This is a genomic window from Serratia sp. AS12 (assembly GCF_000214195.1).
Lineage (GTDB): Bacteria > Pseudomonadota > Gammaproteobacteria > Enterobacterales > Enterobacteriaceae > Serratia > Serratia plymuthica.
Map to the genome: position 1 here is coordinate 4,728,420 of NC_015566.1, position 23,727 is coordinate 4,752,146.

Consider the following 23,727-nt stretch of genomic DNA (forward strand, 5'->3'; position numbering starts at 1 on the left):
TTTGTTATTTCAGTCTACCTAACAAACCGGAACCGCCATTGCTCCATGCGCCAAACAGTAGCGCAACCAATCAGCAAGAAACTGGTTAATTTGATGCTTTTCGTCGCGTTGATGCAACTTTTTATTGGGATAATCATAACGCGCTTTAAAGCGGTAGATCTGCTGACTGGAACACACTTCCGCAACCATCGCGTCATGATACAGCCGCACCGTCATGGCGGGCAGGCTCCAATAGCTGACCGCCGGTGCGGTCTGCTCTATCTGCACCAACGAGGTGTAGCGCGTGGATTCAACAATAGTCAGACGATAGCTGGCACCGTTCACCTGATAAGTCACCGTTTCGCCCACTTCATCGTTGCGCGGCAGCAAGCGACGCAATTGCGCGAAGTTGGTTTCACACAATCTCATCATTTCCGGGAAATCAGGGGTATAGCGCTGTTTCATTGGTTGGCCCACTCTTTTCTTAACGATTCATGGTGCAACGCCAGCCACTGCAATGCAATCACAGATGCGGCGTTATCAATCGCGCCTTCTTCAACCCAACGGTAAGCCTGTTCGCGGCTGACGACGTGGACACGGATATCTTCATGCTCTTCTTCCAACCCATGGATGCCTTCGGCAGTGGTCGCGTCCACCTCGCCCACCATGATTGACAACCGTTCGCTGGTGCCGCCGGGGCTTGCCAGGTAGCTCAGCACCGGTTTGCAGCGCCCGACCTCGACGCCGGCCTCTTCCTGCGCTTCACGGCGGCACACGTCTTCAACGCTCTCGCCGGTTTCGATCATACCCGCCACCATTTCCAGTAGCCAGGGGGAGCTACTGGTATCGACCGCGGCGATCCGCAGTTGTTCAATCAGCACCACTTCGTCACGCACCGGGTCATAGGGCAGCAGCACCGCCGCATGGCCGCGTTCGAAAATCTCGCGCTTCACCTCCGGGCTCATGTCGCCGTTGAACAAGCGATGGCGGAACCGATAGAGATTGAGTGAAAAAAAACCACGGTAAAGCGTCTCACGTGCAATAATTTCTACATCATTTTTATCGAGAGTAACGGGCGACGGCTGTGAGTGGTTCATAAGCGAATTCTCCTGCGTGAGTATGCCGATAAAATAAACAGTTTTGATGACAGAAACGGCGGGGTAATCTTCCGCAGCTTTATGCTAGATTGTGAACCATGATATCAGGTGTAACGTGCTCGGCCAGTTGAACCAAAGTAAACACGGCGGTCTGAAAGGCAAAAGATACGCGAGATGGCACATTCAGCCACCTTATGCGAACAACAGACTCTGCTAGAATCGGCAACTATTTCGTCTATCGTCAGCGCTAACATAGCAATATTGCTGCACAACAAGGAATGCAAATGAAGAAACTGCTCCCCCTTCTTATCGGACTGAGCCTGGGCGGCTTCAGTGCAATGAGCCAGGCAGAGAACCTGCTGCAGGTTTACAAACAGGCTAGGGAAAGTAACCCGGATCTGCGCAAGACTGCCGCTGACCGTGACGCCGCATTCGAAAAAATCAACGAAGCGCGCAGCCCGCTGCTGCCGCAGTTGGGTTTGAGCGCCGGTTATGACCGTAGCTATGGCTATCGCGACAACCGTGACCAAAACGGCAACACCACCAGCGGCTCGCTGGCGCTGACCCAAACCATTTTCGACATGTCGAAATGGCGCGCACTGACGCTGCAGGAAAAAACCGCCGGTATCTCCGACGTGACCTTCCAAACCTCGTCGCAACAGCTGATCCTCGACACCGCCACCGCCTATTTCAACGTGCTGAGCGCGATCGACTCGCTGTCTTATACGCAGGCGCAAAAGCAGGCGGTTTACCGCACGCTGGATCAAACCACCCAACGCTTTAACGTGGGCCTGGTGGCGATCACCGACGTGCAGAACGCCCGTTCCAACTACGACACCGTGCTGGCGGCCGAAGTGACCGCTCGCAACACCCTGGATAACGCGCTGGAAAAACTGCGCCAGGTGACCGGCACCTTCTACCCGGAACTGGCCTCGTTGAATACCGATCGCTTCAGCACCCAGCGTCCGGAAGCGGTGAATAATCTGCTGAAAGAAGCCGAAAGCCGCAACCTGAGCCTGCTTTCCGCCCGTCTGAGCCAGGATCTGGCGCGCGAGCAGATCAAATCAGCGCAAACCGGCTATATGCCGACCGTTGATTTCAGCGCTTCAACCGCCGTGTCCAACAACAGGTACAGCGGTTCCCGTAGCATTACTACGGATAACGATGCCGGCGAAAACAAAGTGGGGCTGAGCTTCAATCTCCCGCTGTACAGCGGCGGTCAGACCAATTCACAGGTGCAACAGGCGCAGTACAACTTCGTCGGCGCCAGTGAGCAATTGGAAAGCGCGCACCGCAGCGTAGTGCAGACCGTGCGTTCGTCATTCAACAACGTGAACGCGTCGATCAGCAGCATCAATGCCTACAAACAGGCCGTGATCTCTGCTCAGAGTTCATTGGATGCGATGGAAGCCGGTTACCAGGTGGGTACCCGTACCATCGTTGACGTGCTGGATGCCACCACCACGCTGTATAACGCCAAGCAGCAGCTCTCCAGCGCGCGTTATACCTATCTGATCAACCAGTTGAACATCAAGTCCGCGCTCGGCACGCTGAATGAAAATGACCTGCTGTTGCTGAACGGTGCGTTGGGCAAACCGGTTTCTACCTCGCAAGATGTAGTAGCGCCGCCGACCACCGCGCAAGACGCTTACGCGGAAGGTTATAACGGCAATGCCCCTGCGCCGCAAACGGCTGCACCGGCACCGGTCGCTACCCGCGCATCTGCGCCGGCGATCACCACTACCCAGCCGACGCGCAGCAACAGCGGTAACCCATTCCGCAACTGATTCGCGCACTGCTGAACACGGGGCCTGGCATCTGCCGCGCCCCGTTTTTTTTGCCTCAATGCCGGTTCTGCCCACCGCCTCACAGCCAGCCCCCCGCCCTGCGGTGGTATCATCGGCGCCACTGCCTTATCTCAGTCCGGATGGGATCCCATGGAGAACACCTCAAGCTGGCAACAGTTGATGGCCGATGGCGTATTGCCGCCCGCACAACGCCCTGCGCCGGCAATCTATGCTTCCTGGCTGCGCTGTCGCAGCCTGATGCAGCCCCCCGTGTGGAAAGCGCCGCACTGTGCGCTCGGCGCCACCTTCAACTCTATCTGCCAGCGTAAAAACGATCTGCTGACGCTGGGCCAGGCGGCGCTGGAAGACGCCTGCGAATATATGGAGCCCCGTCGCTGCCTGCTGATGATCCTCGACGAAAGCGGCTGCATGCTGTGGCTGTGCGGCGATGCCCTGACGCGTGAACGCCTGCAGCAATTGGGATTTACCCCCGGCGCCTATTGGGCCGAGGGGGACATTGGCACCAACGCGCCTTCGCTGGCGGCGGCAGAAGGCCACCCGATACAGGTGAGCGGCAGCGAGCATGTGCGCCAGGCACTGCACGACTGGTCATTCTGCGCCACGCCGGTTTATGACAACAGCGGCCGCCAGCGCGGCTCGATTGCGCTAGGCTGCCTGCTGGCTGATTCCGCCGCCGGCGATCTGTCACTGACGCTGGCGATCGCACGCGAGATAGGCAACTCGCTGAACGCCGACGGCCTGCTGGCGGAATCCAACCGTCACCTGAACCAGCTTTACGGTTTGCTTGACGGGGTAGATGACGGGGTGATGGCCTGGGACCATCGCGGCTACCTGCAATACATCAACCAGCGGGCCGCCACCCTGCTGAAGCTGGACGAACAGCAAAGCCAGGGCAAACCCTTGACGCAGTTGCTGACGCTGCCCGCCCTGCTCAAGCGGGCCATCGCCCAGCGCCAGCCGCTGCAACATGTTGAGGTCACCTTCGAAAGCCAGCGGCAGTTTATCGCCGCGCTGCTGACCCTAAAACCGATCTTCGACGGCGAGCGATGCAGTTTTATCGCCCTGTTGCACCCGATTGAACGGCTACACCAGTACGTCAGCAGCCAGCTGGGTCGCGTCAGCCACAGCTTTGAACAGATGCCTTCCGCTTCTCTGGAAATGCGCCGTCTGATCCGCTACGGCCAGCAGGCGGCAAAGGGCCAGCACCCGATCCTGCTGTGCGGCGAAGAAGGGGTCGGCAAGGAGTTGCTCAGCCAGGCAATCCACAACGCCAGCGAACGCGCCGCTGGGCCATATATCGCGCTCAACTGCCAGTTGTTGCCGGAAGCGCAGGGGCTGCGCGAACTGCTGGGCAGCGACGCCAGTGAGGAGGAAGCGGGCCAGCTCAGCAAGTTTGAACTGGCCAACGGCGGCACCTTGTACCTGGAGCAGATTGAGTATCTGCCGGCGGAAATGCAGTCGGCACTGCTGCAGGTGCTGAAAACCGGTGTGGTGATGCGGCTTAATTCCAACCGGGTGATCCCCGTCGATGTCCGGGTGATCGCCGGCAGCGCCGCCAATCTGCCGCTGTTGGTGCAGCAGAACCGCTTCCGCCGCCAGCTGTTTTACAGCCTGCAAGCGTTCGAGATCCAGATCCCGGCGCTGCGCCAGCGGCTGAGCGACATTCCGCTGTTGGTAAAGCACCACCTGCGTGCGCTGGAACAGCATTTCCAGTGCCGGTTCCGGGTCGATGATGAAGTCATGGCCCAGCTTGGCCTGTATCTGTGGCCCGGCAACGATCTGGAGCTGAAAGGCGTGGTTGAGCGCACGGCGATGATTTGCCACGGCCACCATCTCCAGTTAGCGGACTTGCCCGAGCACTTGCTCAGCCACCAGCCGCTGCTGGAAAACGAACCGCAGCCGGGTATGCCGCTGCTGACGCTGGCGGAAATGGAACGCCAGGCAATCATTCGCGCGGCCAACGTCAGCCGCGGGCAGCTCAACGAAATGGCACAGCTGTTGGGCATCGGCCGCACCACGCTGTGGCGAAAAATCAAACAATATCAAATTGATATCAGGCAATTTAAGCTACGTGCCTGATAGCCGCACTCAATGGCTGAGCTGCAATACCCCGCGCGCCGCGTCCAGCATCGCTTTCTGGCCGCTGCGGGTTTTGCTCATACAGTCGTTCATGCCGACCACCATCGGGATGCCCATCGCTTTCGCCAGGATCGCGCTGTGCGACAGCGCATTGCCGCCGCTCAGGCAGATGCCGAGCACCAGGCGACGATCGAGCATCACCACGTCGGAAGGCATCAGTTCATCCATCACCAGTATCGAGGGCGCAGTCAGCGTAATCGGCAGCAACGGCTGCTGTTGCAGATGGCTCAGAGTACGGCGCAGCATGTCCCGCACGTCCAGTTCGCGCGCCCGCATGTACTCATCGTCCAACGCGCGATAATCTTCGATGATCGCCTCCATTTCCTGCCGCCAGGCCTGCTCGGCGCAACATTGTTGCTGAGCAATGCGCGTATAGGCCGCCTGTTGCAGATCCGGATCGTCCAGCAGCATGCTGTGCGCGCCGAAAATCGCCGCCTGCGGCTTGCCAATCAATGTGCCGGTACGCTCCGCCAGCCGACTAAGATCGCTCAGGGTATGCTGCAGCGCCTCGCGCAGCCGCTGCTGTTCGGTCAGCACGTCGTCCGCGCCAATCGGGCGCTCGGTCACCGTCGGCCAAAAGCTGAGCGCCTGCAACACCGGGCCGCTGGTCACGCTTTCCGCTACCGGGATGCCGTGCAGCGAGGGCAGTTGCTGCTCTGATACCGTTTCGCCAAAGTGCTGTTCCGCCAGTGCCCTGAACGCCGCCAGCGCCTGCTCAGCCTGCGGGCCGTCGGCAATCAACCGAACGGTGTCGCCGTGTCGCACCTGCAGCAACGCCAGTTGATTGAGGCTGCGCGGATTGGCGCATTGCCCCTGTTTTTCCAACACCAGCTCGGCCTCAAAGGGCGCCAGCGCTTCCGCCAGCCGCGCCGCCGGTCGGGCGTGTAACCCATGCGGGTTCTGCACCGTCCAACTGATGCTTTTTCCCTGCGTCAACGGCAATTCAACGCTTTTTGCCGCAGGCACGGCTTCACCCAGTTGCGCCTGCTTGGCCAGCAGCGCGCCCTGCGCTTCTGCCAACACCTGTTCCAGCCCGGCGCCGGAATTGGCGGCGACCACCGCAGCCAGCGTCCCCTCAACCAGCGGTGCCGAACACAGTCGCACTTTGGCGGCCAACTGCGAGTCCAGCAGATCGAGCGCAGTTTCGGCACTCAGCAACGCACTGCCCAAATCCATCAGCACTACAATACCCTCACCGTCCGCCACCGACTCAATGGCTTCCATGACCTTGATTGCATCGGTGCCTATCGGATGCTCGGCGTCATCGACGCCCGCCGCCAGCACCAGTTTGCAGCCGTCGCCACGCATCATCTGCAGCGCCAGCTCTTCAACCCCGCGCGCCAACTGCGCGCTGTGGGAAACTACAACGATATTGATCATCTCGCCTCCTGCTAGTGGCCGGCAACCTCGGCCAGCGTTTTTATCATCAGCATCACCGAGGTGGCGCCCGGATCCTGATGACCGATACTGCGCTCACCCAGGTAGCTGGCCCGCCCTTTACGCGCTTGCAGAATAATGGTGCCCTCCACCGCCTGTTCCGCCCGCTCACTGGCGCGCTGCAAGGCTTCTGCCACGCTCAACTGCTGCTGCGCCGACTGGCCGAGGCTTTCCACCACCGGCCACCAGACGTCGCACATGGTTTTGTCGCCCGGTTCCGCCTTGCCACGCATCACCACGCCCTCTACGCCCTCTTGCATCAACTGATGCAGCTCCGCCAGATCCAGACTTTGCTTGGCATTGGCCGCCTGTGCCGCGCGAATAAAGAAAGTGCCGAACAGCGGGCCGCTGGCGCCGCCAACGCTCGACAGCAGCGTCATACCGGTGTTTTTAAGGATAAAACCGATGTCTTTATCCGCCACCGACGGCAGCTTTTCCACCACCTTGTTGAAGCCGCGGTTCATGTTCAGACCGTGGTCGGCATCGCCGATCTCGGTATCCAGCCGGGTCAAAAAGTCACGCTGCTGGGTAAACACCTCGCCGCAACGCATCAGCCAGTCCACTATCTGTTGTTTCGTTAATGCCATAAATCCTCCTCAGCAACCCCAGCGCAGCGCAGGGGTTTTCACCGGCGCATCCCACAATGCCAACAGTTCGTCATCCACCTTCAACAGGGTGATCGATACCCCCTGCATGTCCAGCGAGGTGCAATAGGATCCCACCAGACTGCGTTCAACGATCATGCCCGCCTCGGCGCAGCGCTCCGCCAGCCGGTGATAAACGCCGTACAGCTCGGAAAGCGGCGTCGCCCCCAGATTGTTCACCAACACAATCACCCGGTCACCGCGCGTCAGCGGCTGCTTGGTCTGCACTTCATCGCGCCATTCACCCTGCCGGCGATCCCAGGCACGAAGGGTGCGCTGGTAATGGCCGTGTTCGATCAGGGTATGGAACATGTCATCCACCGCCGCGTTGAGGCCGGTGAACGGACGCCGCGCAATGCCCGGCTCGCCGTGAATACCGACGCCGAACTCCATCTCGTTTTCCGCCAATACAAACGAGGGCTTGCCGGCTGCGGGGACGGTACAGGCACCCAGCGCGATGCCAATCGAATGCCCTTGATTGTTGATCCTATGGCCCAGCGTCACCACGGTGTCCAGATCGTCGCCACGCGCCGTCGCTGCACCGAGCAGTTTTTCCATCAGTACGGTATTCGCTACCCCACGCCGGCCGGCGGTGAACAGGCTGTCTTTGACTGCCACGTCATCGTCCACCAGCACCGTCGCCACCTGGGTGCCGCTGTCATGCAGCAGTTCGGTGGCGGTTTCGAAGTTCAACACGTCGCCGGTGTAGTTTTTGATCAGCAACAACACCCCGGCCCCCCCGTCGATTGCCTGGCCGCATTCGTACATTTTATCCGGCGTCGGCGAGGTAAAAATCTCCCCAGGGCAGGCGCCGTCGAGCATGCCTTCGCCGACAAAGCCACAATGCATTGGCTCGTGGCCGCTGCCGCCGCCGGACAGGATAGCCACCTTGCCCGCTACCGGCGCGTCGGCGCGGGTCACGAACACCGGCTCCTGATGCACCAGCAGTTCAGGGTGCGCTTCCGCCAGCCCCAGCAATTGCTCTTCCAGTACCGACTCAACCTTATTGATCAGTTTTTTCACGGTCATTTCCTCGTTTAGCCAATGGGACGCAGCCTGCTGCGCCCCTGCATTATCAGCGTTGGTGTTGTTGCAGCCAGGCGCTGCCCAGCCGGTCTGCCGTCAAGATTGCGGCCTGCACGCTGGCCGGCGTCACCTTGAACGGCATGTTGTGGATGGTTTCGCCGGTGGCGCAGCTGGCTTCGGCAACCGCCATGATTTTCTCTGCCGCATCGCCGCTAACGCCCATCTCGGCCAGCGTGACAGGCAGGCCGATGCGGTGGCAGAAATCCAGCACCGTTTCGATCTGCGCCATGCTGCTGTTTTGCAGCACCAGTTGCGCTAGCGTGCCGAAAGCCACTTTCTCGCCGTGGTACAGGTGATGACACTCTTCCAGCACGGTGAAACCGTTGTGAATAGCGTGCGCCGCCGCCAGCCCGCTGCTTTCAAAGCCAATGCCGCTCAAATAGGTATTGGCCTCGATAATACGTTCGACCGCTTCCGTCACCACCCCGGCCTCAACCGCCAGTTTGGCTTTGACGCCTTCTGCCAGCAGCGTCTCATAGCACAGCCGCGCCAGACTGAGCGCCGCCAGCGTCGATTTGCCGCCCGCCATGCTGGTTGCCTGAGCATCGAAACAGGCCTGCGCCTCAAAATAGGTGGAAAGCGCATCGCCCATTCCCGCGACCAACAGGCGCACCGGTGCCTTGGCGATAATCGCGCTGTCCATCACCACCATATCCGGGTTGCGCGGGTAGATCAGGTACTCGGCAAATTCGCCCTGTTCGGTGTAGATCACCGACAGCGCGCTGGTCGGCGCATCGGTGGAAGCAATGGTGGGGATTAACACCACCGGCAATTGCTGGTAGTGCGCGATGGCTTTGGCGGTATCGAGGGTTTTGCCGCCGCCGACGCCAATCACGCCGCGACAGCCATGGGCCTTCAGTTCGCGCCCCAACCGGTCGATTTCCTTATGGCAGCATTCGCCGTTGAACAGGCAGGCGTGATGTTTCACCCCGTGCTGTTGCAGGCTGCCCATCAGGGTATCGCCCGCCAGCTTCATGACGAAGTCGTCGGCAATCACGAAATAATGGTCGGCAAGCGCTTTCGCGTATTGGCCCACGGCGACCAGTGCATGGGCGCCCTGAATGTACTTGCCTGGAGACTGGATGATTCTCAACATAACCGGATCCTTGTGGGGAAATTGGCGATGGTAACGTTCAGATATCAGGTGATGATGCGTCCGGTCTTGTGCCGTCGCGTTGTTATGCACTGACTATAGGGCTAACGGAGAGCTTTTCGACAGACTGCGTTTTTGTTCCATTATGGAACATAACAGCCACTCCACCGTTTCATAATGAAACTCTGCCGCCGCTTTTCCAGCCGGTAAAGCGAGCTGGCGCACAGCCTAACGTATAACTGCGTAAAGAGTGGATTCTACGGGCGTTTCAGCTTTAATTTTGACCATCTTTCCCCTATTCTTACCGCCACTACTGGGAAAGGGCGAAAACAGCCCGACTGATGGGATTAATAACGATGAAACGGACAAAAAACATCAACCAAGAGACGTTCCGCAAATCCTGGCGCAGCTACCGCGTTGCGCCCGTAGCCTTGGCAATCAGCGGAGTCTTTATGCTGGCCGGCTGTGAAAAAGCGGATGAAACGGTCTCGATGTATCAAAATGCCGACGAGTGTTCGCGCACTAACCCTTCCATGAGCGAGCAGTGCACCACCGCCTATAACAACGCCCTGAAAGAAGCCGAAAAAACCGCGCCTAAATACGCCACCCGTGAAGACTGCGTCGCCGAGTTCGGTGAAGCGCAGTGTACTCAGGCACCCGCTCCGGCGCAGGCCGGCATGGCGGCAGAATCGCAAAGCAGCGGCAGCTTCTGGATGCCACTGATGGCAGGCTACATGATGGGCCGCATGATGGGCGGCTCCGGCTTTGCCCAACAGCCGCTGTTCACCTCCAAAAACGCCGCCAGCCCAGCCAACGGCAAGTTCGTTGACGCCACCGGCAAGAGCTACGGCCCGGCCACTGCAGGCGGCCGCACCATGACGGTGCCGAAAACCGCGATGGCGCCAAAACCGGCGGTAACCAACACCGTTACCCGCGGTGGCTTTGGCGAATCCGTGGCCAAGCAGACCAGCATGCAGCGCAGCAGCGCCACCTCCGGCAGCTCACGCAGCATGGGCGGTTAAGGCATGAAACGCGTTGCGATTACCGAGCGCCCGAACTGGCGTGAAAAAGCGACCGAGTTCGGCTTCAAATTCCACACCATGTATGGCGAGCCATACTGGTGTGAGGATGCCTATTACCAGTTTACGCTGGCGCAAATCGAAGAGATTGAAAGCGCCACCGCCGAGCTGCACCAGATGTGCCTGCAAGTGGTGGAGAAAGTGGTCAGCAGCGATGCGCTGATGGCCAAATTCCAGATCCCGAAGCACACCTGGGATTTCGTACGCAGCTCATGGCGCACCAGCCAACCTTCGCTGTATTCGCGTCTCGATCTGGCCTACGACGGCGTCAATCCACCCAAGTTGCTGGAGAACAATGCCGATACGCCAACCTCGCTGTATGAAGCGGCCTTCTTCCAATGGCTGTGGCTGGAAGACCAGATCAACGCCGGCAATCTCAGCCCGGAGTCCGATCAGTACAACAGCCTGCAAGAAAAGCTGATTGAGCGTTTTGCCGATCTGAAAGCGCACCACGGCTTCGGTCTGCTGCATCTGGCCTGTTGCCAGGACAGCGAAGAAGATCGCGGTACGGTGCAATACTTGCAGGACTGCGCGCAGGAAGCCGGCGTGCCGACCGAGTTCCTGTTTATGGAAGACATTGGTCTTGGCGAAAAGGGCCAGTTTACCGATCTGCAAGACCAGGTCATCGGCAATCTGTTCAAGCTCTACCCGTGGGAGTTTATGCTGCGCGAGATGTTCTCCACCAAGCTGGAAGATGCCGGCGTGCGCTGGCTGGAGCCGGCCTGGAAAAGCATTATCTCCAACAAGGCGCTGCTGCCGATGCTGTGGGAAATGTTCCCGGATCACCCGAACCTGCTGCCGGCCTACTTCGCGCAGGACGAACATCCGCAGCTCGATCACTACGTCACCAAGCCGCTGTTCTCACGCGAAGGCGCCAATATCCAGATCGTGCAGAACGGTCAGGAAGTGGCACGCGTTGACGGCCCGTACGGCGAAGAAGGCATGATTGTGCAACAGTTCCACCCCTTGCCGCAGTTCGAGGGCAGCTATACGCTGATCGGCAGTTGGCTGGTGGACGATCAACCCTGCGGTATCGGCCTGCGTGAAGATCGCGAGCTGATCACCCAGGATCTGTCGCGTTTCTACCCGCACATCATCCTCGGCTGACGGGGACTCGCCAGTGACCTAAAATGCAAACGCCAGTCTGAGACTGGCGTTTTTTATTTAACCGACCTGCACCGACAGCATGCTCAAAGCGCCCATCTCGATGCCGTCCACAGGCACGGATATCGCTTCTTCGCCATCCCAACTGCCCAGCACGTACAGCAACGGCAGATAATGTTCCGGCGTCGGGTTCGACAACGCCGCTCCCTGATGCTGCATGAAATTCACCAGAGGATGATTATCCCCCTGATAATTCAGATTATCGCGCACGAACTTGTCAAAGGACTCCGCCCACGGATAAGGGGTGGTATCCCCCTGCCATTTCACCATTCGCAGGTTATGCACCACGTTGCCGCTGGCGACAATCATCACCCCCTGCTCACGCAGCGCCGCCAGTTTGCGCCCCAGTTGGTAATGATATTCAGCCGGTTTGGTGCCGTCGATACTGAGTTGTACGATTGGGATATCCGCGTCGGGATACATCTTGATCAAGACTCCCCAGGTGCCGTGGTCCAGCCCCCATTCGCTGACATCCGCCGTGACCTCAATCGGCGCAAGCAACTGCTGCAACTGCGCCGCCAGTTCAGGAGAGCCCGGCGCCGGGTACCGAGTATCAAACAGCGCCTGCGGGAAACCGCCAAAATCATGGATGGTTTTTGGCTTTTCCATCGCGGTAACCGCGGTGCCACGGGTGTACCAGTGCGCGGAAACGGCGACGATGGCTTTTGGACGCGGCAGCATTTCACCCAGCGCACGCCATGCCAGGGTGTAGCGATTTTCTTCCAGCGCGTTCATCGGGCTACCGTGACCGAGGAAAAGAGCAGGCATACGAGAGGTGTTCATACATAATCCTTGGTTAGTCATCTTACGTTCTGCTAACCAGATTACGCCGTTTGCCACAGCAACACAGCCGGATAACCATGATGATGATCTTCAATAAATTTGAATGGTTTAAACAATCGAAGTCATCCGTCAAACCCGCTCGATTTCAGCTGTGACTCTGTTAGTATCAGAAAATAAACACTAATTAGCAGCATATAAGGAGGCTATTCTGTCAGTACCCCTGATCCTGACCCTGCTGGCCGGCGGTGCCACCTTTGTCGGCGCCCTGTTCGGTATCATCGGCCAAAAACCGTCCAACAGGATGCTGGCCTTTGCCCTCGGCTTTGCCGCCGGGATTATGCTGCTGATTTCATTGATGGAAATGCTGCCTGCGGCGCTGCACACCCAGGGTATGTCGCCGATACTGGGCTACGGCATGTTTATGCTCGGCCTCTTGGGGTATTTTGCGCTGGACCGCATGTTGCCACATCAGCATCCACAGGATTTACAGCAAAAGCCGCTCACTCCCTATAACCTGAAACGCACCGCAATGCTGCTGACACTCGGCATCAGCCTGCACAATTTCCCGGAAGGCGTCGCTACCTTCGTTACCGCCAGCGCCGATCTGGAATTGGGGATGGGTGTCGCGCTGGCGGTCGCCATCCACAATATTCCTGAAGGGTTGGCGGTTGCCGGACCGGTGTATGCCGCCACCGGCTCAAAAACCAAAGCGCTGCTGTGGTCGGGCATTTCCGGCATGGCGGAAATTCTCGGCGGCGTGCTGGCGTTCCTGCTGTTAGGCCCGATGATCTCGCCGGTGGTGATGGCGTCGATTATGGCAGCCGTGGCCGGTATTATGGTGGCGCTGTCGGTAGATGAATTGATGCCGCTGGCCAAAGAGATCGACCCACACAACAACCCCAGCTACGGCGTATTATGCGGGATGGCGGTCATGGGGTTCAGCCTGACGCTGTTGCAAAGCGGCGGCATCGGTTAACGCCGATTCTGACTGGCGGGGCCACCCAACCCCGCCAAATCGAATACCTTCCACTCAATTCATAACCCTTATGAATATCAAAGCATTACTGCCACACAGGTCTAAATTGTGAACAAATTGCATATGATTTGTTAATTCAAAATATACAATGAATTTCTCTGCCGGCTCCCCGTCGGCAGGTTCCGGCGCTACGGTGAAAACGTCGTACCCTCCGCGCTCGGCAACACGGAACTCAAGCACAACAAGGAGGAATTCATGTTCAGATCCACACTGGCAACCCACCTGGCTCTTTCCGCTACCTTATGCACCGGGTGGGTAGCAACCGTCTGCGCAGAGGAAAAAGCTCAACTGGTACAGCGCGAAGATCCTTACTTCAAACAGGCGCAGGAACAGCTGCAACAAAGGCTGGCACAGCCTAAGAATACCCATCGGGCGAAAAACGTCATTCTGGTCGTTGGCGACGGAATGGGGTTTTCAACCGTTACCGCAGCACGCATTTTCGAAGGGCAACAACGCAGAGTCGACGGCGAATCTAACGTGTTGGCATGGGAAGCCTTCCCCTACCTGGCTGCAGCCAAAACTTACTCTGCCAATGCCCAGATAACCGACTCCGCCCCCAGCGCAGTCGCCATGACCACCGGCGTCAAAACCCTCAATGACTTGATGGGGCTGGACCATACGGCGAGCCTTAACAACTGCGAGGATCAGAAAACCAAAACGGTCACCACCCTGTGGGAGATGGCCGCCTCCCTCGGCATGTCCACCGGAGCCGTCACCACCGCGACCATCACCCATGCCACTCCCGGCGCCACCTATGCCCATATCGCTAACCGAGACTGGGAGTCCGATGCAAAAATGCCGGCCGAAGCCCTGGCCGCCGGCTGCAGCGATATTGCTCGTCAGTTGGTTGAGATGAAATACGGCAACGGCCTCAACGTCGCCATGGGCGGCGGGCGCGCCAACTTCCTGCCGGAGAGCGCAACCGACCCTGAATACTCCGCTAAAAAAGGCAACAGGAAGGATGGTCGTGACCTGACGCAAGCCTGGCTAAAACGCTATGGTGAACGCGGCAGCTACGTGTGGAATCAAGCGCAGTTCGATCGGATCGACTCCACGAAGGTTGATCATCTGTTGGCCCTGTTTGAACCGTCACATATGAACTTCGACCACGATCGGCGGGAAGATGCCGCAGGTGAGCCTTCTCTGGCCGAAATGACCGGTAAGGCCATCGATATTCTGGCCAGAAACCCCGAGGGCTATCTGTTGCTGGTTGAGGGCGGGCGTATTGACCACGGCAGCCATAACGGCAATGCCTATCGCACCCTGACCGATACGGTGGCCCTCAATGAAGCGGTAAAAACCGTTATCGGCAAAGTTGACCTGAACGAGACGCTGGTGGTGGTGACCGGCGATCATAGCCATACGCTCACCCTTGCCGGCTATGCCAAACGGGGCAATCCGATCCTCGGCATCTCAATTGGCGTCAACGGCAAACCGCTGCTGGGCAGCGACGGCAAGCCCTATACCACGGTCAGCTTCGCCAACGGCCCCGGCGGTGTCATTCCGCTACCGGAGCGCCCAGCACTCACCATGGAGCAGGCCAGCGTACCCGACTTTATCCAGCCGGCGCTGGTGCCGATGAAGAGCGAAACGCATGGGGGGGAGGATCTTGGCATCTACGCCATCGGCCCTTGGTCGCATCTGTTCCAGGGCACGGTCGAGGAGAACTACACGTTTCATGTGATGAACCACGCCAGCCGTATCGGCGAACGTCTGTCAAATCTGTAGCCCTTTGTTAAGCCGATAAAAAAGCCGCATTACGCGGCTTTTTTTATCGGCGAAGACCAGGCTAAATCAGCTGGCTTTCTGCTCGTGGGCCTGACGGTAAGCCACCAGATCCTCGATGGTCAGCACAGTCATATCATGCTTCCTGGCGAACGCGATCACTTCCGGAGCATGCGCCATGCTGCCATCGTCGTTGGTCAGCTCGCACAGCACGCCGGCAGGTTTGAAACCGGCCATGGCCACCAGATCGATAGTCGCTTCGGTGTGGCCACGGCGGCTCAGCACCCCACCCGGCTGCGCACGCAGCGGGAACACATGGCCAGGGCGGTTCAGATCGCTCGGCTTGGCGTTATCGGCCACTGCCGCACGAATCGTGGTCAGGCGGTCGGAGGCGGAAACGCCGGTCGTCACGCCCTGCGCCGCTTCGATAGTCACGGTGAAGGCAGTCTGGAACTGGCTGGAGTTGTTGGTCACCATCATCGGCAGCTCAAGCTGCTGACGGCGGTCTTCGGTGATACACAGGCACACGATACCGCTGCCGTGACGAATGGTCAGCGCCATTTGCTCAACGGTCATGGTTTCTGCGGCGAAGATCATATCACCTTCGTTTTCACGATTTTCATCATCAAGCACCATCACACCGCGCCCGTTGCGCAATGCTTCAAGAGCGCGTTCAACGCGTTCTACCGGCGTGCCGAAATCTGAAAGTAGCGTCTGATTCATGGTAAAAAACCTCATTAGAAAATTATGGATTACCAGAACCAGGGCGATCTTGAGGAGTAGCTACAACAATAGCTAAAAAAATAACGCAAGCGGGCGCAAGCCCGGCAGATACCGTTACTCTCTCCCATCCGGACTATAACCGTCGGCCCCGGAATTACACCGGATCTGCTGACCTCTAACCAAACTACAAGAGACTGGCTGAGCGCTCGCGGGCTTTCACCGTAGAAGGTGATTTACCGCCGGTGGGGACTTGCACCCCGCCCTGAGAATAAGCATTCTGACTATAACGCTAATGATTAATCAGGGCAATTGGCAAAAGCACAATTCGGCCCCCTGCGGAGAATGCGGTTATTGGTTTATCCGGCGGGCAACTCGCATTACACTAGGCAACAGCTATTAAACTCTGAAAGGGATACGCCATGATTGACCCGAAAAAAATTGAACAGATCGCACGCCAGGTTCATGAGTCCATGCCTAAAGGCGTTCGTGAATTCGGGGAAGACGTCGAGAAGAAAATCCGTCAGGTGCTGCAGTCGCAGCTCACTCGCCTGGATTTGGTCAACCGCGAAGAGTTCGACGTGCAAACTCAGGTGCTGCTGCGCACCCGTGAAAAACTGGCGTTACTGGAACAGCGTATGAGCGAGCTGGAAAGCAAGCTGAACGCAGCACCGGCAGCGCAACAGCCAGACGCTGAATAAGATGTCGCCAAGGGCGCGATACCGCGCCCTTATCAGGAGCCAATCGCCGCTCGCGGCCTGCGCGGCAACACCAGCCAAATCAGCGCGAACATCCCCAACGCATACAGGCTTTTCCAGCCGATAATCACCATCAGTAACAGGCACAGCACCAAACCCGCCACCGCCATCAACCGCGAACGCCCGTGCAAAATTCGGCACCCCGCCAGCATGCACAGCAGATAAATCAGCACAAAGATGCCATTGGCATACACCAGCAGCGTATCCAGCGGCAGTTTCAGCGTATAAATCAGCAAGGTGAACAGCAGGCAGCAGCCCACCACCGCGCTCAATGCGTTGACCGGTGCTTGCCCGGCAGACAGCTTGGCCAATGCGCTGGACGGCCGATCCTGCGCCTGCGACCACACCAGCCGGGCAAAGCTCTGCGTATAGATATTCACGCTGGCGAAGCAGGCCAGATAACCAATGATGCAGGCAACCCACAGCGCATGCTGACCAAACAATTGCACCACGATGCCGGGCAGCGACGCCGCGGCAGCCTGATGTTCGCCGTAAGCGTGGAAATGCAGCACCGCCACGGTGCAGCCCCAATAGACCGCCCCGGCGACTAACATGCCAAGCAGCAGCGCACGCGGGAAATCGCGCTCGGGGTTGCGAAATTCGGTTGCCAAATGCGCGAACGCTTCAAGCCCGACAAAACACCAGAACATCACCGCCAACGCATGGAACAAATTGGGAGGAGAAATTTCGTCTATTGCAGGCCAGGGGATTTGGGCAGGCGAGATATCGCCTCGCCACCAGATAGCGGCCACCAACCCCACCACCAGAATGGCGATCAGCGTTTGAATATTGGCGCTGGAGCCCGCGCTGCGCGTCCCCAACAGCCAAATCGCCACCAGCGTGGCGATCTGTACCAGCAGCAGACCGTTGGCGCTCCAACCGAGCGTGGCTTGCCAGAACCCGGCGGCAATTTGCAAGGCGGCCGGCAGGCCAACCGGGATCACCGACAGAAACAACCAGCCGGTGACCTTCGCCATGCGTGGGCCAAACGCCATACCGACAAAGTGTGCAGCGCCACCGGCACTGGGGAAGTGGCGACCCAGAGCCGCAAAAGCGATGGCGATAGGGAATACCAGCACAATCAGCACCGGCCAGGCCCACAGGCTATCGCCTTGCGCTACCTGTGCCGCCAGTGCCGGAACGGCAAACACTCCGGTACCCAGCAACGAAGTGGACAATAACCCAACGCCCTGCGCCAACCCCAGTTCCTGCTTCAGTCCACTCACTGACCACCGCCATTTTCAGCAGGCGTTAACCACGCCCGTCTTTGATTGCCTTGATGATGTTGGTGGTCGACAGGCCGTCTTCAAAGTTCAGTACCTTGACGTCGCCGCCGTTGGCCCACACCTCGGCGCTGCCGGCGATATCTTCAGGCTTGTAGTCACCGCCTTTCACCAACAGATCCGGCAGGATGTCGGCGATCAGGCGCTGCGGGGTGTCTTCTTCAAACGGCACGACCCAGTCCACCGCTTCCAGCGCGCCGAGCACGATCATGCGGTTTTCCAGTACGTTGACCGGACGGGTTTCGCCTTTCAGACGTTTGGTGGACGCATCGCTGTTCACCGCCACGATCAGGCGATCGCCCATTTTGCGGGCATTCGCCAGATAGGAAACATGGCCGGCATGCAGGATGTCGAAGATGCCGTTGGTCATCACCACTTTCTCACCGCGCTGGCGAGCCTGCGCCACGGCAGTTTTCAACTGGGCTTCGGTCATCACGCCAAAGCCTGTTTCGGCACGGCCGCGCACCGCGTTTTCCAGTTCGATTGGCGAAACGGTCGAGGTCCCCAGCTTGCCCACCACCACGCCGGCGGCGGCATTGGCCAGGAAACAGGACTCTTCCAGCGTATTACCGGCAGCCAGAGCAGCAGCCAACACGCCAATCACGGTATCGCCGGCACCGGTCACGTCAAACACTTCCTGCGCCAACGTTGGCAGATGCAGCGGCGCAATACCCGGTTGCAGCAGCGTCATGCCATGCTCGGAGCGGGTAACCAGCAGCGCGGAAAGGTCAAAATCCGCCACCAGTTTCATGCCGCGTTCAACCAATTCGGCTTCGTCTTTGCAGTGGCCTACCACCGCCTCAAACTCGGACAGGTTTGGCGTCAGCAGCGTCGCGCCGCGATAACGCTCAAAATCGGAGCCTTTTGGATCGATCAGCACCGGCACCTTGGCGGCGCGTGCCAGTTGGATCATGCTCTGCACCTGGCTCAATGCGCCTTTGGCGTAGTCAGACAGCACCAGCGCGCCAATGTGCGGCAGGGCCTGCTGGATACGTTCCAGCATCGGCTGCGGATCGACGTTGGAGAAACCTTCTTCGAAATCGAGACGGATCAGTTGCTGATTACGCGACAGCACGCGCAGCTTGGTGATGGTCGGGTGCGTCGGCACCGAAACAAAATCACAGCGTACGTTCACTTCGTTCAGCTTGGCGCTCAGCGCCCGCGCCGCGTCATCAATGCCGGTCAGGCCCACCAGACGTGAGTTAGCGCCCAGCGAAGCGATGTTCATCGCCACGTTAGCCGCACCGCCCGGACGCTCTTCGATGGTATCAACCTTGACCACCGGCACCGGCGCTTCCGGTGAAATGCGGCTGGTCGGGCCATACCAATAGCGATCCAACATGACGTCACCCACCACCAATACTCCGGCGCGGCGAAAATCAGGCAGCGTAACTTTCATCCGATAACTCCAAAAAAGTCCAAAATTTTAGTGGCGCAGATATTACCACAGACGTCCGTAATACCTGCAAAACGTATTGCGCAACCGGCCTTGTCAGCCCAGCCATTTCGCCCAGCTGGCGCGTACCTGCTCACGTTCGGCGGCGAACAGCTCACTACTGACCTTGCTAGAATGCTCTTGCAACGCCAGGTGATGGATCTCATCGCGCATGGTGACATAAGCCTGGGTCAGAGCGCGCGCTTCCTCTTCCGGCATGATGTCGTAATTGGCCATCAGCTCGAAAATGCGCACGTTATCCGACCAGCGCGTCAGGCGCGGCTCGGCGCCCGCATAGCCTAAGACCAGATATTGGGCGATAAATTCGATATCGGTGATGCCGCCCTCGTCGGCTTTGATATCAAACAGTTCGCGTTGCTTGCTGCCGAGGTGACTGCGCATTTTCTCGCGCATCTCGCGCACCTCCTTCCGCAAGGTTTCAGGATCGCGCGGTTTGCACAGGATCTCGCGGCGGATGACGTCAAACTGTTGATGCAAAGCCGGATCGCCGTGCACGATGCGCGCCCGCACCAGCGCCTGATGTTCCCAGGTCCAGGCCTCGTTCTGTTGATAATCGGCAAACGCCTCGACGGTGCTGACCAGCATGCCGGCGGCGCCCGAAGGCCGCAGGCGGGCATCCACCTCATACAAAATACCGGACGAGGTGCGAGTGCTGAACAAATGCATCACCCGCTGCGCCAGACGCAGATAGAACTGGCGGCCATCAATGCAGCGTTCGCCGTCAGTCATCACGTCCGGCGGGCAATCGAGGATAAACACCAGGTCCAGATCGGAACTGTAGCCCAGTTCCCAACCGCCCAATTTGCCGTAGCCAATCACCGCAAAACCACGCCCTTCCCGCTCTTGCAAATGGGTTGGCTGGCCGTAGCGCGCCACCATGTCGCTCCACGCCTGCTGCACCACCACGTCGATGATCGCCTCTGCCAGATAGGTGAGGTGATCGCTGACTTTCATCACCGGCAGCGCGCCGGAGATATCCCCGGCGGCGATACGCAGTTGCTGGGCCTGCTTGAACTGGCGCAACGCTTCCAGCTTTTGTTCTTCGTCGTCTTCCGGTACCCGCAGCAGGTACTGGCGCAGCTCGCTGCGGTAGGCGTCCGGCGCCACCGGCTGATACAACGTCGCCGGATCCAGCAACTCATCCAGCAGCAGCGGGTAGCGAGACAGCTGATTGGCGACCATCGGCGAAGCGGCGCACAGGCGAATCAAATGGCTGAGCGCCGCGTGGTACTCCACCAACAGCTCAAGATAGGTGGTGCGGGTCACAATGCTCAGCAGCAGTTGCGTCAAACGCAGCAGCGCAGTCGGCGCATCCCGGCGCGGGCACACTTCGGCCAACAAGCGCGGCATCAGTTGATCGAGCACGTCGCGGCCGCGCGGGCCAATGGTGCGTTTGTCTACGTCATGGCGGAATTCGGCAATGATACGCAGCACCTGCCTGCGCGCTTCTTCATCCAGATGCGGGGTCAGCGGCGCCAGTTCGTTCTCTTCAAGCGCGTCCTGCCACAGACTGTGATAGTGCTGATAGTCGGGATCTTCGCCCACATCGGGGCTATCATCGCCAATCAGGTCGTTAAATACCGCCCTTACTGCCTGCATGTGGGTTTCCAGCGCCGCCAGCAGCGCCGGCCAGTCGCTGAACCCCATGCCCCAGGCAAGACGCGCCTGATCGAGCTCATCCTGCGGCAGCGTTTGGGTCTGTTGATCGGCAATCGCCTGCAGCAGGTTTTCCAGCCGGCGCAGGAACAGATAGCTGGTGCTCAGCGCCTTCGCCTGTTGCGGCTCCAGCAGCCCCAGTTCACCCACCGCTTGCAATGTCGGCAGCAGCGAACGCCCTTGCAGCATCGGCTCGCGCCCGCCGCGGATCAGCTGGAACACCTGGGTGATAAATTCAATTTCGCGAATGCCGCCGGCGCCCAGTTTGATGTTGTCTTTCAAACCCCGCCGACGCACTTCACGTGCGATCATACCTTTCATGTTGCGCAGCGACTGGATCACGCTGAAATCGATATAACGACGGAACACGAACGGCCGCAGGGTTTTGCGCAACTCCTGGCTGTAAGCGTCTTCAGACCCGCCCATCAGCCGCGCCTTTACCATGGCGTAACGTTCCCAGTCACGGCCCTGCTCCTGATAATAATCTTCCAGCGCGGCAAAACTCATCACCAGCGGGCCGCTGTCGCCAAAAGGCCGCAGCCGCATGTCCACGCGATAGACAAAGCCGTCAATGGTTTGCTGGTCCAGCGCTTTGATCAGCCGCTGCCCCAGACGGGTGAAGAACTGGGCGTTATCCAGCTCACGCCGCCCGCCCTGGGTCTGGCCGTTTTCCGGGTAGGCGAAGATCAGATCGATATCGGACGAGAAGTTCAGTTCACCACCGCCCAATTTCCCCATGCCGAGGATCAGCAGCGGCTGCGGAACGCCCTGCGCGTTGCAAGGCGTGCCCCACTCGCGGCAACAGGTTTGGTACAGCCAATCACGGGCGCTGACGATCAGCGTTTCCGCCAGCCCACTCAGTTGCAGCAGCGTTTCTTCCGTACTGCACAGGTTCAGCGCCTGCGCCCAGGCGATCCTCACCAGCGTCTCGCGGCGGAACAGACGCAGCACACGCATCAGTTGCGCTTCGTCACGCACCTCTTCCAGAGAGTCCTGCAACCAAGCGGCATAGTGTTGCCACTCATCCGCCACCGGCGGTTGCTTACGCAGCGTCTCCAGCCATGCTGGCTGGTTGAGCAACATGTCGCTGACAAAGTCACTTGACGCTAAAACCCATTGTTCCTGACTGCTGAGCGCGCAATCCGCGCCCTGAGTTTCCTGAAAACGCTGCACGATGTTCTGTGCCTGAGCCTGTAACGCGCATGAGAGTGGCAACATAGTGAATGATCCGTCCTGCGGCCTGCGCCTCGCAGGCCGGCTTGATTAGCGGAGCGCGCCGTTTAACCAGAATGGCGCATGCGATAAGGCCTGTTTGCGGGTAGCTTCGTACCAGCCCTGACGCCGTTCAGCCACCGCCAGCTGCAGCTCGCGCCAGCTTTCGATATACGGGCCGGTTTCGTCGTCCGGATACGCGCCCGACAGCAGAATAAACGCAGAGACCTGGCGCGTCAGACGCGGCAGCTGTTCTTCATACTCGTCGTCATTCAACGTGCGGGTGAAGGCTTCTTTCAGCTCGGCGGCGCTGCGCCCCAACATAATGTCGCTGAAACGTTTGAAGGAACCGTCCAGCTTGGTCTGCGCTTTTGCGTCGATAAATGGCCGCCAGGCGCCGGTCACCAGCCACGATGTGAGCGCCAACTTACATTGCAGATATTCCGCGCTGTAGCACAGCACCTGCGGTTTGGTGGTCTTATCAACCAGCAGCGGCTCCAGGGCAGTTAGCCGGGCGCGCAGATCGGCGCTGGCCTTGCGCGGCACCAGGCCGCCGAAGATAACCAGAGCCTGGCGGATCAGAGCAATCGCCTCCATCACCGAACGACGAGCCTGGTTATCACCGCGTAACCACAGTTCTTCGTGATACTGCCAATGGCTCAGCCCCAGTTCAAAGCTGGCAACCATCCCCTGCTCAACGCTGGACTTGGCTGCCGGCTTCAATACCGCCAGCGGGTGGCGCTCGCGCGGGAGGTTGCCCTGCGCCAAATGATAACCACGCGCCGCCTTGCTCAGGCTGCCCTGACGCAGGCCGCCGTGTTCTGCCAGCGCGTTAGCCAACGCCAGCAAATCGGCGGTGTTGCCTTCTTTAAGCTCCAGCTCGATCTCGCACAGCGCTTCGTTCAGTTCACCCGCGCTCACCTCACCCTGGTCCAGACCAACCTCAATCTCGCTCTTACCGTAAGTGACCACCCACTTCTCACGGACGAAATCGGTGCGGAACAGCGGTTGCAATTGCTGCTGCAGCGCCTGGATGTCGCAGCCTTGCGGCCAGATATCCGCCGGGAACAAATCCAGCGCCAGCTCGGGCTTGGCGATCGCCACGTTGTATTCAGGACGCTGATGCAAACCCGCCACCACCTTACCGGCGGTTTTGATGGTCATTTCGTAACTGTCGTCAAAACCGCGAATGCGCAGCCCCATATCATGGCTGCGCAAAAAATTGTCGGCGGTTTCAAAGTAAATATTGGTCAGCTTTTGCGGCGCCGAATGCTGATGCGGCCAGGCAACCAGTTGCTGCGGCAACGCGGCGACGGCATCCGGGGTAGCAATAAATTTCAATTCTATTTCAACGGTCATAAGTCTTTTACACCAATAAGTTACGCGTTCGCGTCAGCCTTCACGGCGGCGAGCTCTGCCTGCCACGCTCTGCCCGATGACGCACAGTTGCCGTTATCTTACCGCGATTCCCGGCGCCTTAACCCTGCTAACTGCAGAAAAAACCTGTTACGTTATAAAACGCTGCGCAACTCACAGAATCTGCCACAGTAAGATAGTTCTCATTCCGGTTTT

At 58.9% G+C, this 23,727-nt stretch carries 19 protein-coding genes and 1 riboswitch; of the genes, 7 read left to right on the forward strand and 12 right to left on the reverse strand.

Going from position 1 to position 23,727, the window contains the following annotated elements:
• Positions 1-18 precede the first annotated feature (18 nt).
• Together SERAS12_RS26355 and nudF are read right to left on the reverse strand one after the other, a co-directional pair.
• On the reverse strand, positions 19-444 hold the full coding sequence (locus tag SERAS12_RS26355; protein ID WP_004948286.1) for a DUF1249 family protein: 426 nt from the start codon (positions 442-444) through the stop codon (positions 19-21).
• On the reverse strand, positions 441-1,076 hold the full coding sequence (gene nudF / locus SERAS12_RS21880; protein WP_004948289.1) for an ADP-ribose diphosphatase: 636 nt from the start codon (positions 1,074-1,076) through the stop codon (positions 441-443). The genes SERAS12_RS26355 and nudF overlap by 4 nt, the downstream gene beginning before the upstream one ends.
• Before the next feature lie 284 nt (positions 1,077-1,360).
• Here nudF and tolC point away from each other — a divergent pair, with 284 nt between their 5' ends.
• Together tolC and dhaR are read left to right on the forward strand one after the other, a co-directional pair.
• Positions 1,361-2,863: an outer membrane channel protein TolC gene (gene tolC / locus SERAS12_RS21885; RefSeq protein WP_013814617.1), complete on the forward strand. Its 1,503-nt coding sequence runs from the start codon at positions 1,361-1,363 to the stop codon at positions 2,861-2,863.
• Positions 2,864-3,013: 150 nt separating this feature from the next.
• Positions 3,014-4,963: a dihydroxyacetone kinase operon transcriptional regulator DhaR gene (gene dhaR, locus SERAS12_RS21890; RefSeq protein WP_013814618.1), complete on the forward strand. Its 1,950-nt coding sequence runs from the start codon at positions 3,014-3,016 to the stop codon at positions 4,961-4,963.
• Between the two features lie 9 nt (positions 4,964-4,972).
• On the opposite strand, the gene dhaM is transcribed toward dhaR, so the two are convergent.
• Genes dhaM through SERAS12_RS21910 form a run of 4 tightly spaced genes read right to left on the reverse strand, consistent with a single transcriptional unit; the run spans position 4,973 to position 9,286 of the window.
• Positions 4,973-6,403, reverse strand: coding sequence for a dihydroxyacetone kinase phosphoryl donor subunit DhaM (gene dhaM / locus SERAS12_RS21895; RefSeq protein ID WP_013814619.1), 1,431 nt, complete (start codon positions 6,401-6,403; stop codon positions 4,973-4,975).
• 11 nt (positions 6,404-6,414) lie between these two features.
• Positions 6,415-7,047 carry a dihydroxyacetone kinase subunit DhaL gene (gene dhaL / locus SERAS12_RS21900; RefSeq protein ID WP_013814620.1) on the reverse strand — a complete coding sequence of 211 codons (633 nt, stop codon included), beginning with the start codon at positions 7,045-7,047 and terminating at the stop codon, positions 6,415-6,417.
• A 9-nt stretch (positions 7,048-7,056) separates the two neighbouring features.
• Entirely contained in the window at positions 7,057-8,127 is a 1,071-nt protein-coding gene (gene dhaK / locus SERAS12_RS21905) for a dihydroxyacetone kinase subunit DhaK (protein ID WP_013814621.1), read from the reverse strand.
• A 52-nt stretch (positions 8,128-8,179) separates the two neighbouring features.
• Complete coding sequence (locus tag SERAS12_RS21910) at positions 8,180-9,286, reverse strand: glycerol dehydrogenase (RefSeq protein ID WP_013814622.1); 1,107 nt, start codon at positions 9,284-9,286, stop codon at positions 8,180-8,182.
• A gap of 353 nt (positions 9,287-9,639) precedes the next feature.
• Between SERAS12_RS21910 and SERAS12_RS21915 the strand changes: the two genes are divergently transcribed.
• Positions 9,640-10,305, forward strand: a complete 666-nt coding sequence (locus SERAS12_RS21915; protein WP_013814623.1) for a DUF1190 family protein — start codon at positions 9,640-9,642, stop codon at positions 10,303-10,305.
• 3 nt (positions 10,306-10,308) lie between these two features.
• Positions 10,309-11,469, forward strand: coding sequence for a glutathionylspermidine synthase family protein (locus SERAS12_RS21920; RefSeq protein WP_013814624.1), 1,161 nt, complete (start codon positions 10,309-10,311; stop codon positions 11,467-11,469).
• Positions 11,470-11,526: 57 nt separating this feature from the next.
• Here SERAS12_RS21920 and ygiD read toward each other — a convergent pair whose 3' ends face one another.
• Complete coding sequence (gene ygiD / locus SERAS12_RS21925; RefSeq protein WP_013814625.1) at positions 11,527-12,309, reverse strand: 4,5-DOPA dioxygenase extradiol; 783 nt, start codon at positions 12,307-12,309, stop codon at positions 11,527-11,529.
• Positions 12,310-12,517: 208 nt separating this feature from the next.
• On the opposite strand from ygiD, the gene zupT reads away from it, so the two are divergent.
• Together zupT and SERAS12_RS21935 are read left to right on the forward strand one after the other, a co-directional pair.
• A complete protein-coding gene (zupT, locus tag SERAS12_RS21930; RefSeq protein WP_041416399.1) occupies positions 12,518-13,285 on the forward strand; it encodes a zinc transporter ZupT in 768 nt (255 codons plus the stop codon).
• A 255-nt stretch (positions 13,286-13,540) separates the two neighbouring features.
• On the forward strand, positions 13,541-15,073 hold the full coding sequence (locus tag SERAS12_RS21935; protein ID WP_013814627.1) for an alkaline phosphatase: 1,533 nt from the start codon (positions 13,541-13,543) through the stop codon (positions 15,071-15,073).
• Between the two features lie 66 nt (positions 15,074-15,139).
• Here the strand turns inward: SERAS12_RS21935 and ribB are convergent, their stop codons facing one another.
• Positions 15,140-15,793, reverse strand: a complete 654-nt coding sequence (gene ribB / locus SERAS12_RS21940; RefSeq protein ID WP_013814628.1) for a 3,4-dihydroxy-2-butanone-4-phosphate synthase — start codon at positions 15,791-15,793, stop codon at positions 15,140-15,142.
• 112 nt (positions 15,794-15,905) lie between these two features.
• Positions 15,906-16,067: riboswitch (FMN riboswitch) on the reverse strand.
• A 145-nt stretch (positions 16,068-16,212) separates the two neighbouring features.
• Between ribB and ubiK the strand changes: the two genes are divergently transcribed.
• A complete protein-coding gene (gene ubiK, locus SERAS12_RS21945; RefSeq protein ID WP_004948322.1) occupies positions 16,213-16,491 on the forward strand; it encodes a ubiquinone biosynthesis accessory factor UbiK in 279 nt (92 codons plus the stop codon).
• 32 nt (positions 16,492-16,523) lie between these two features.
• Here ubiK and yjeH read toward each other — a convergent pair whose 3' ends face one another.
• The 4 genes from yjeH to SERAS12_RS21965 form a co-directional block, all read right to left on the reverse strand.
• Entirely contained in the window at positions 16,524-17,774 is a 1,251-nt protein-coding gene (gene yjeH / locus SERAS12_RS21950; protein WP_013814629.1) for an L-methionine/branched-chain amino acid transporter, read from the reverse strand.
• A 25-nt stretch (positions 17,775-17,799) separates the two neighbouring features.
• Entirely contained in the window at positions 17,800-19,230 is a 1,431-nt protein-coding gene (hldE, locus tag SERAS12_RS21955; protein WP_013814630.1) for a bifunctional D-glycero-beta-D-manno-heptose-7-phosphate kinase/D-glycero-beta-D-manno-heptose 1-phosphate adenylyltransferase HldE, read from the reverse strand.
• Positions 19,231-19,323: 93 nt separating this feature from the next.
• Complete coding sequence (gene glnE / locus SERAS12_RS21960; RefSeq protein WP_013814631.1) at positions 19,324-22,161, reverse strand: bifunctional [glutamate--ammonia ligase]-adenylyl-L-tyrosine phosphorylase/[glutamate--ammonia-ligase] adenylyltransferase; 2,838 nt, start codon at positions 22,159-22,161, stop codon at positions 19,324-19,326.
• A 45-nt stretch (positions 22,162-22,206) separates the two neighbouring features.
• Positions 22,207-23,514: an inorganic triphosphatase gene (locus SERAS12_RS21965; protein WP_013814632.1), complete on the reverse strand. Its 1,308-nt coding sequence runs from the start codon at positions 23,512-23,514 to the stop codon at positions 22,207-22,209.
• Positions 23,515-23,727 lie beyond the last annotated feature (213 nt).

Coding starts and splice junctions, on each gene's coding strand:
- SERAS12_RS21965 (WP_013814632.1), bottom strand. CDS start 23,514: ATGACCGTTGAAATAGAATTGAAATTTATTGCTACCCCGGATGCCGTC.
- dhaL (WP_013814620.1), bottom strand. CDS start 7,047: ATGGCATTAACGAAACAACAGATAGTGGACTGGCTGATGCGTTGCGGC.
- hldE (WP_013814630.1), bottom strand. CDS start 19,230: ATGAAAGTTACGCTGCCTGATTTTCGCCGCGCCGGAGTATTGGTGGTG.
- SERAS12_RS21920 (WP_013814624.1), top strand. CDS start 10,309: ATGAAACGCGTTGCGATTACCGAGCGCCCGAACTGGCGTGAAAAAGCG.
- dhaR (WP_013814618.1), top strand. CDS start 3,014: ATGGAGAACACCTCAAGCTGGCAACAGTTGATGGCCGATGGCGTATTG.
- ygiD (WP_013814625.1), bottom strand. CDS start 12,309: ATGAACACCTCTCGTATGCCTGCTCTTTTCCTCGGTCACGGTAGCCCG.
- dhaM (WP_013814619.1), bottom strand. CDS start 6,403: ATGATCAATATCGTTGTAGTTTCCCACAGCGCGCAGTTGGCGCGCGGG.
- ubiK (WP_004948322.1), top strand. CDS start 16,213: ATGATTGACCCGAAAAAAATTGAACAGATCGCACGCCAGGTTCATGAG.
- glnE (WP_013814631.1), bottom strand. CDS start 22,161: ATGTTGCCACTCTCATGCGCGTTACAGGCTCAGGCACAGAACATCGTG.
- tolC (WP_013814617.1), top strand. CDS start 1,361: ATGAAGAAACTGCTCCCCCTTCTTATCGGACTGAGCCTGGGCGGCTTC.
- SERAS12_RS21910 (WP_013814622.1), bottom strand. CDS start 9,286: ATGTTGAGAATCATCCAGTCTCCAGGCAAGTACATTCAGGGCGCCCAT.
- nudF (WP_004948289.1), bottom strand. CDS start 1,076: ATGAACCACTCACAGCCGTCGCCCGTTACTCTCGATAAAAATGATGTA.
- SERAS12_RS26355 (WP_004948286.1), bottom strand. CDS start 444: ATGAAACAGCGCTATACCCCTGATTTCCCGGAAATGATGAGATTGTGT.
- SERAS12_RS21915 (WP_013814623.1), top strand. CDS start 9,640: ATGAAACGGACAAAAAACATCAACCAAGAGACGTTCCGCAAATCCTGG.
- SERAS12_RS21935 (WP_013814627.1), top strand. CDS start 13,541: ATGTTCAGATCCACACTGGCAACCCACCTGGCTCTTTCCGCTACCTTA.
- ribB (WP_013814628.1), bottom strand. CDS start 15,793: ATGAATCAGACGCTACTTTCAGATTTCGGCACGCCGGTAGAACGCGTT.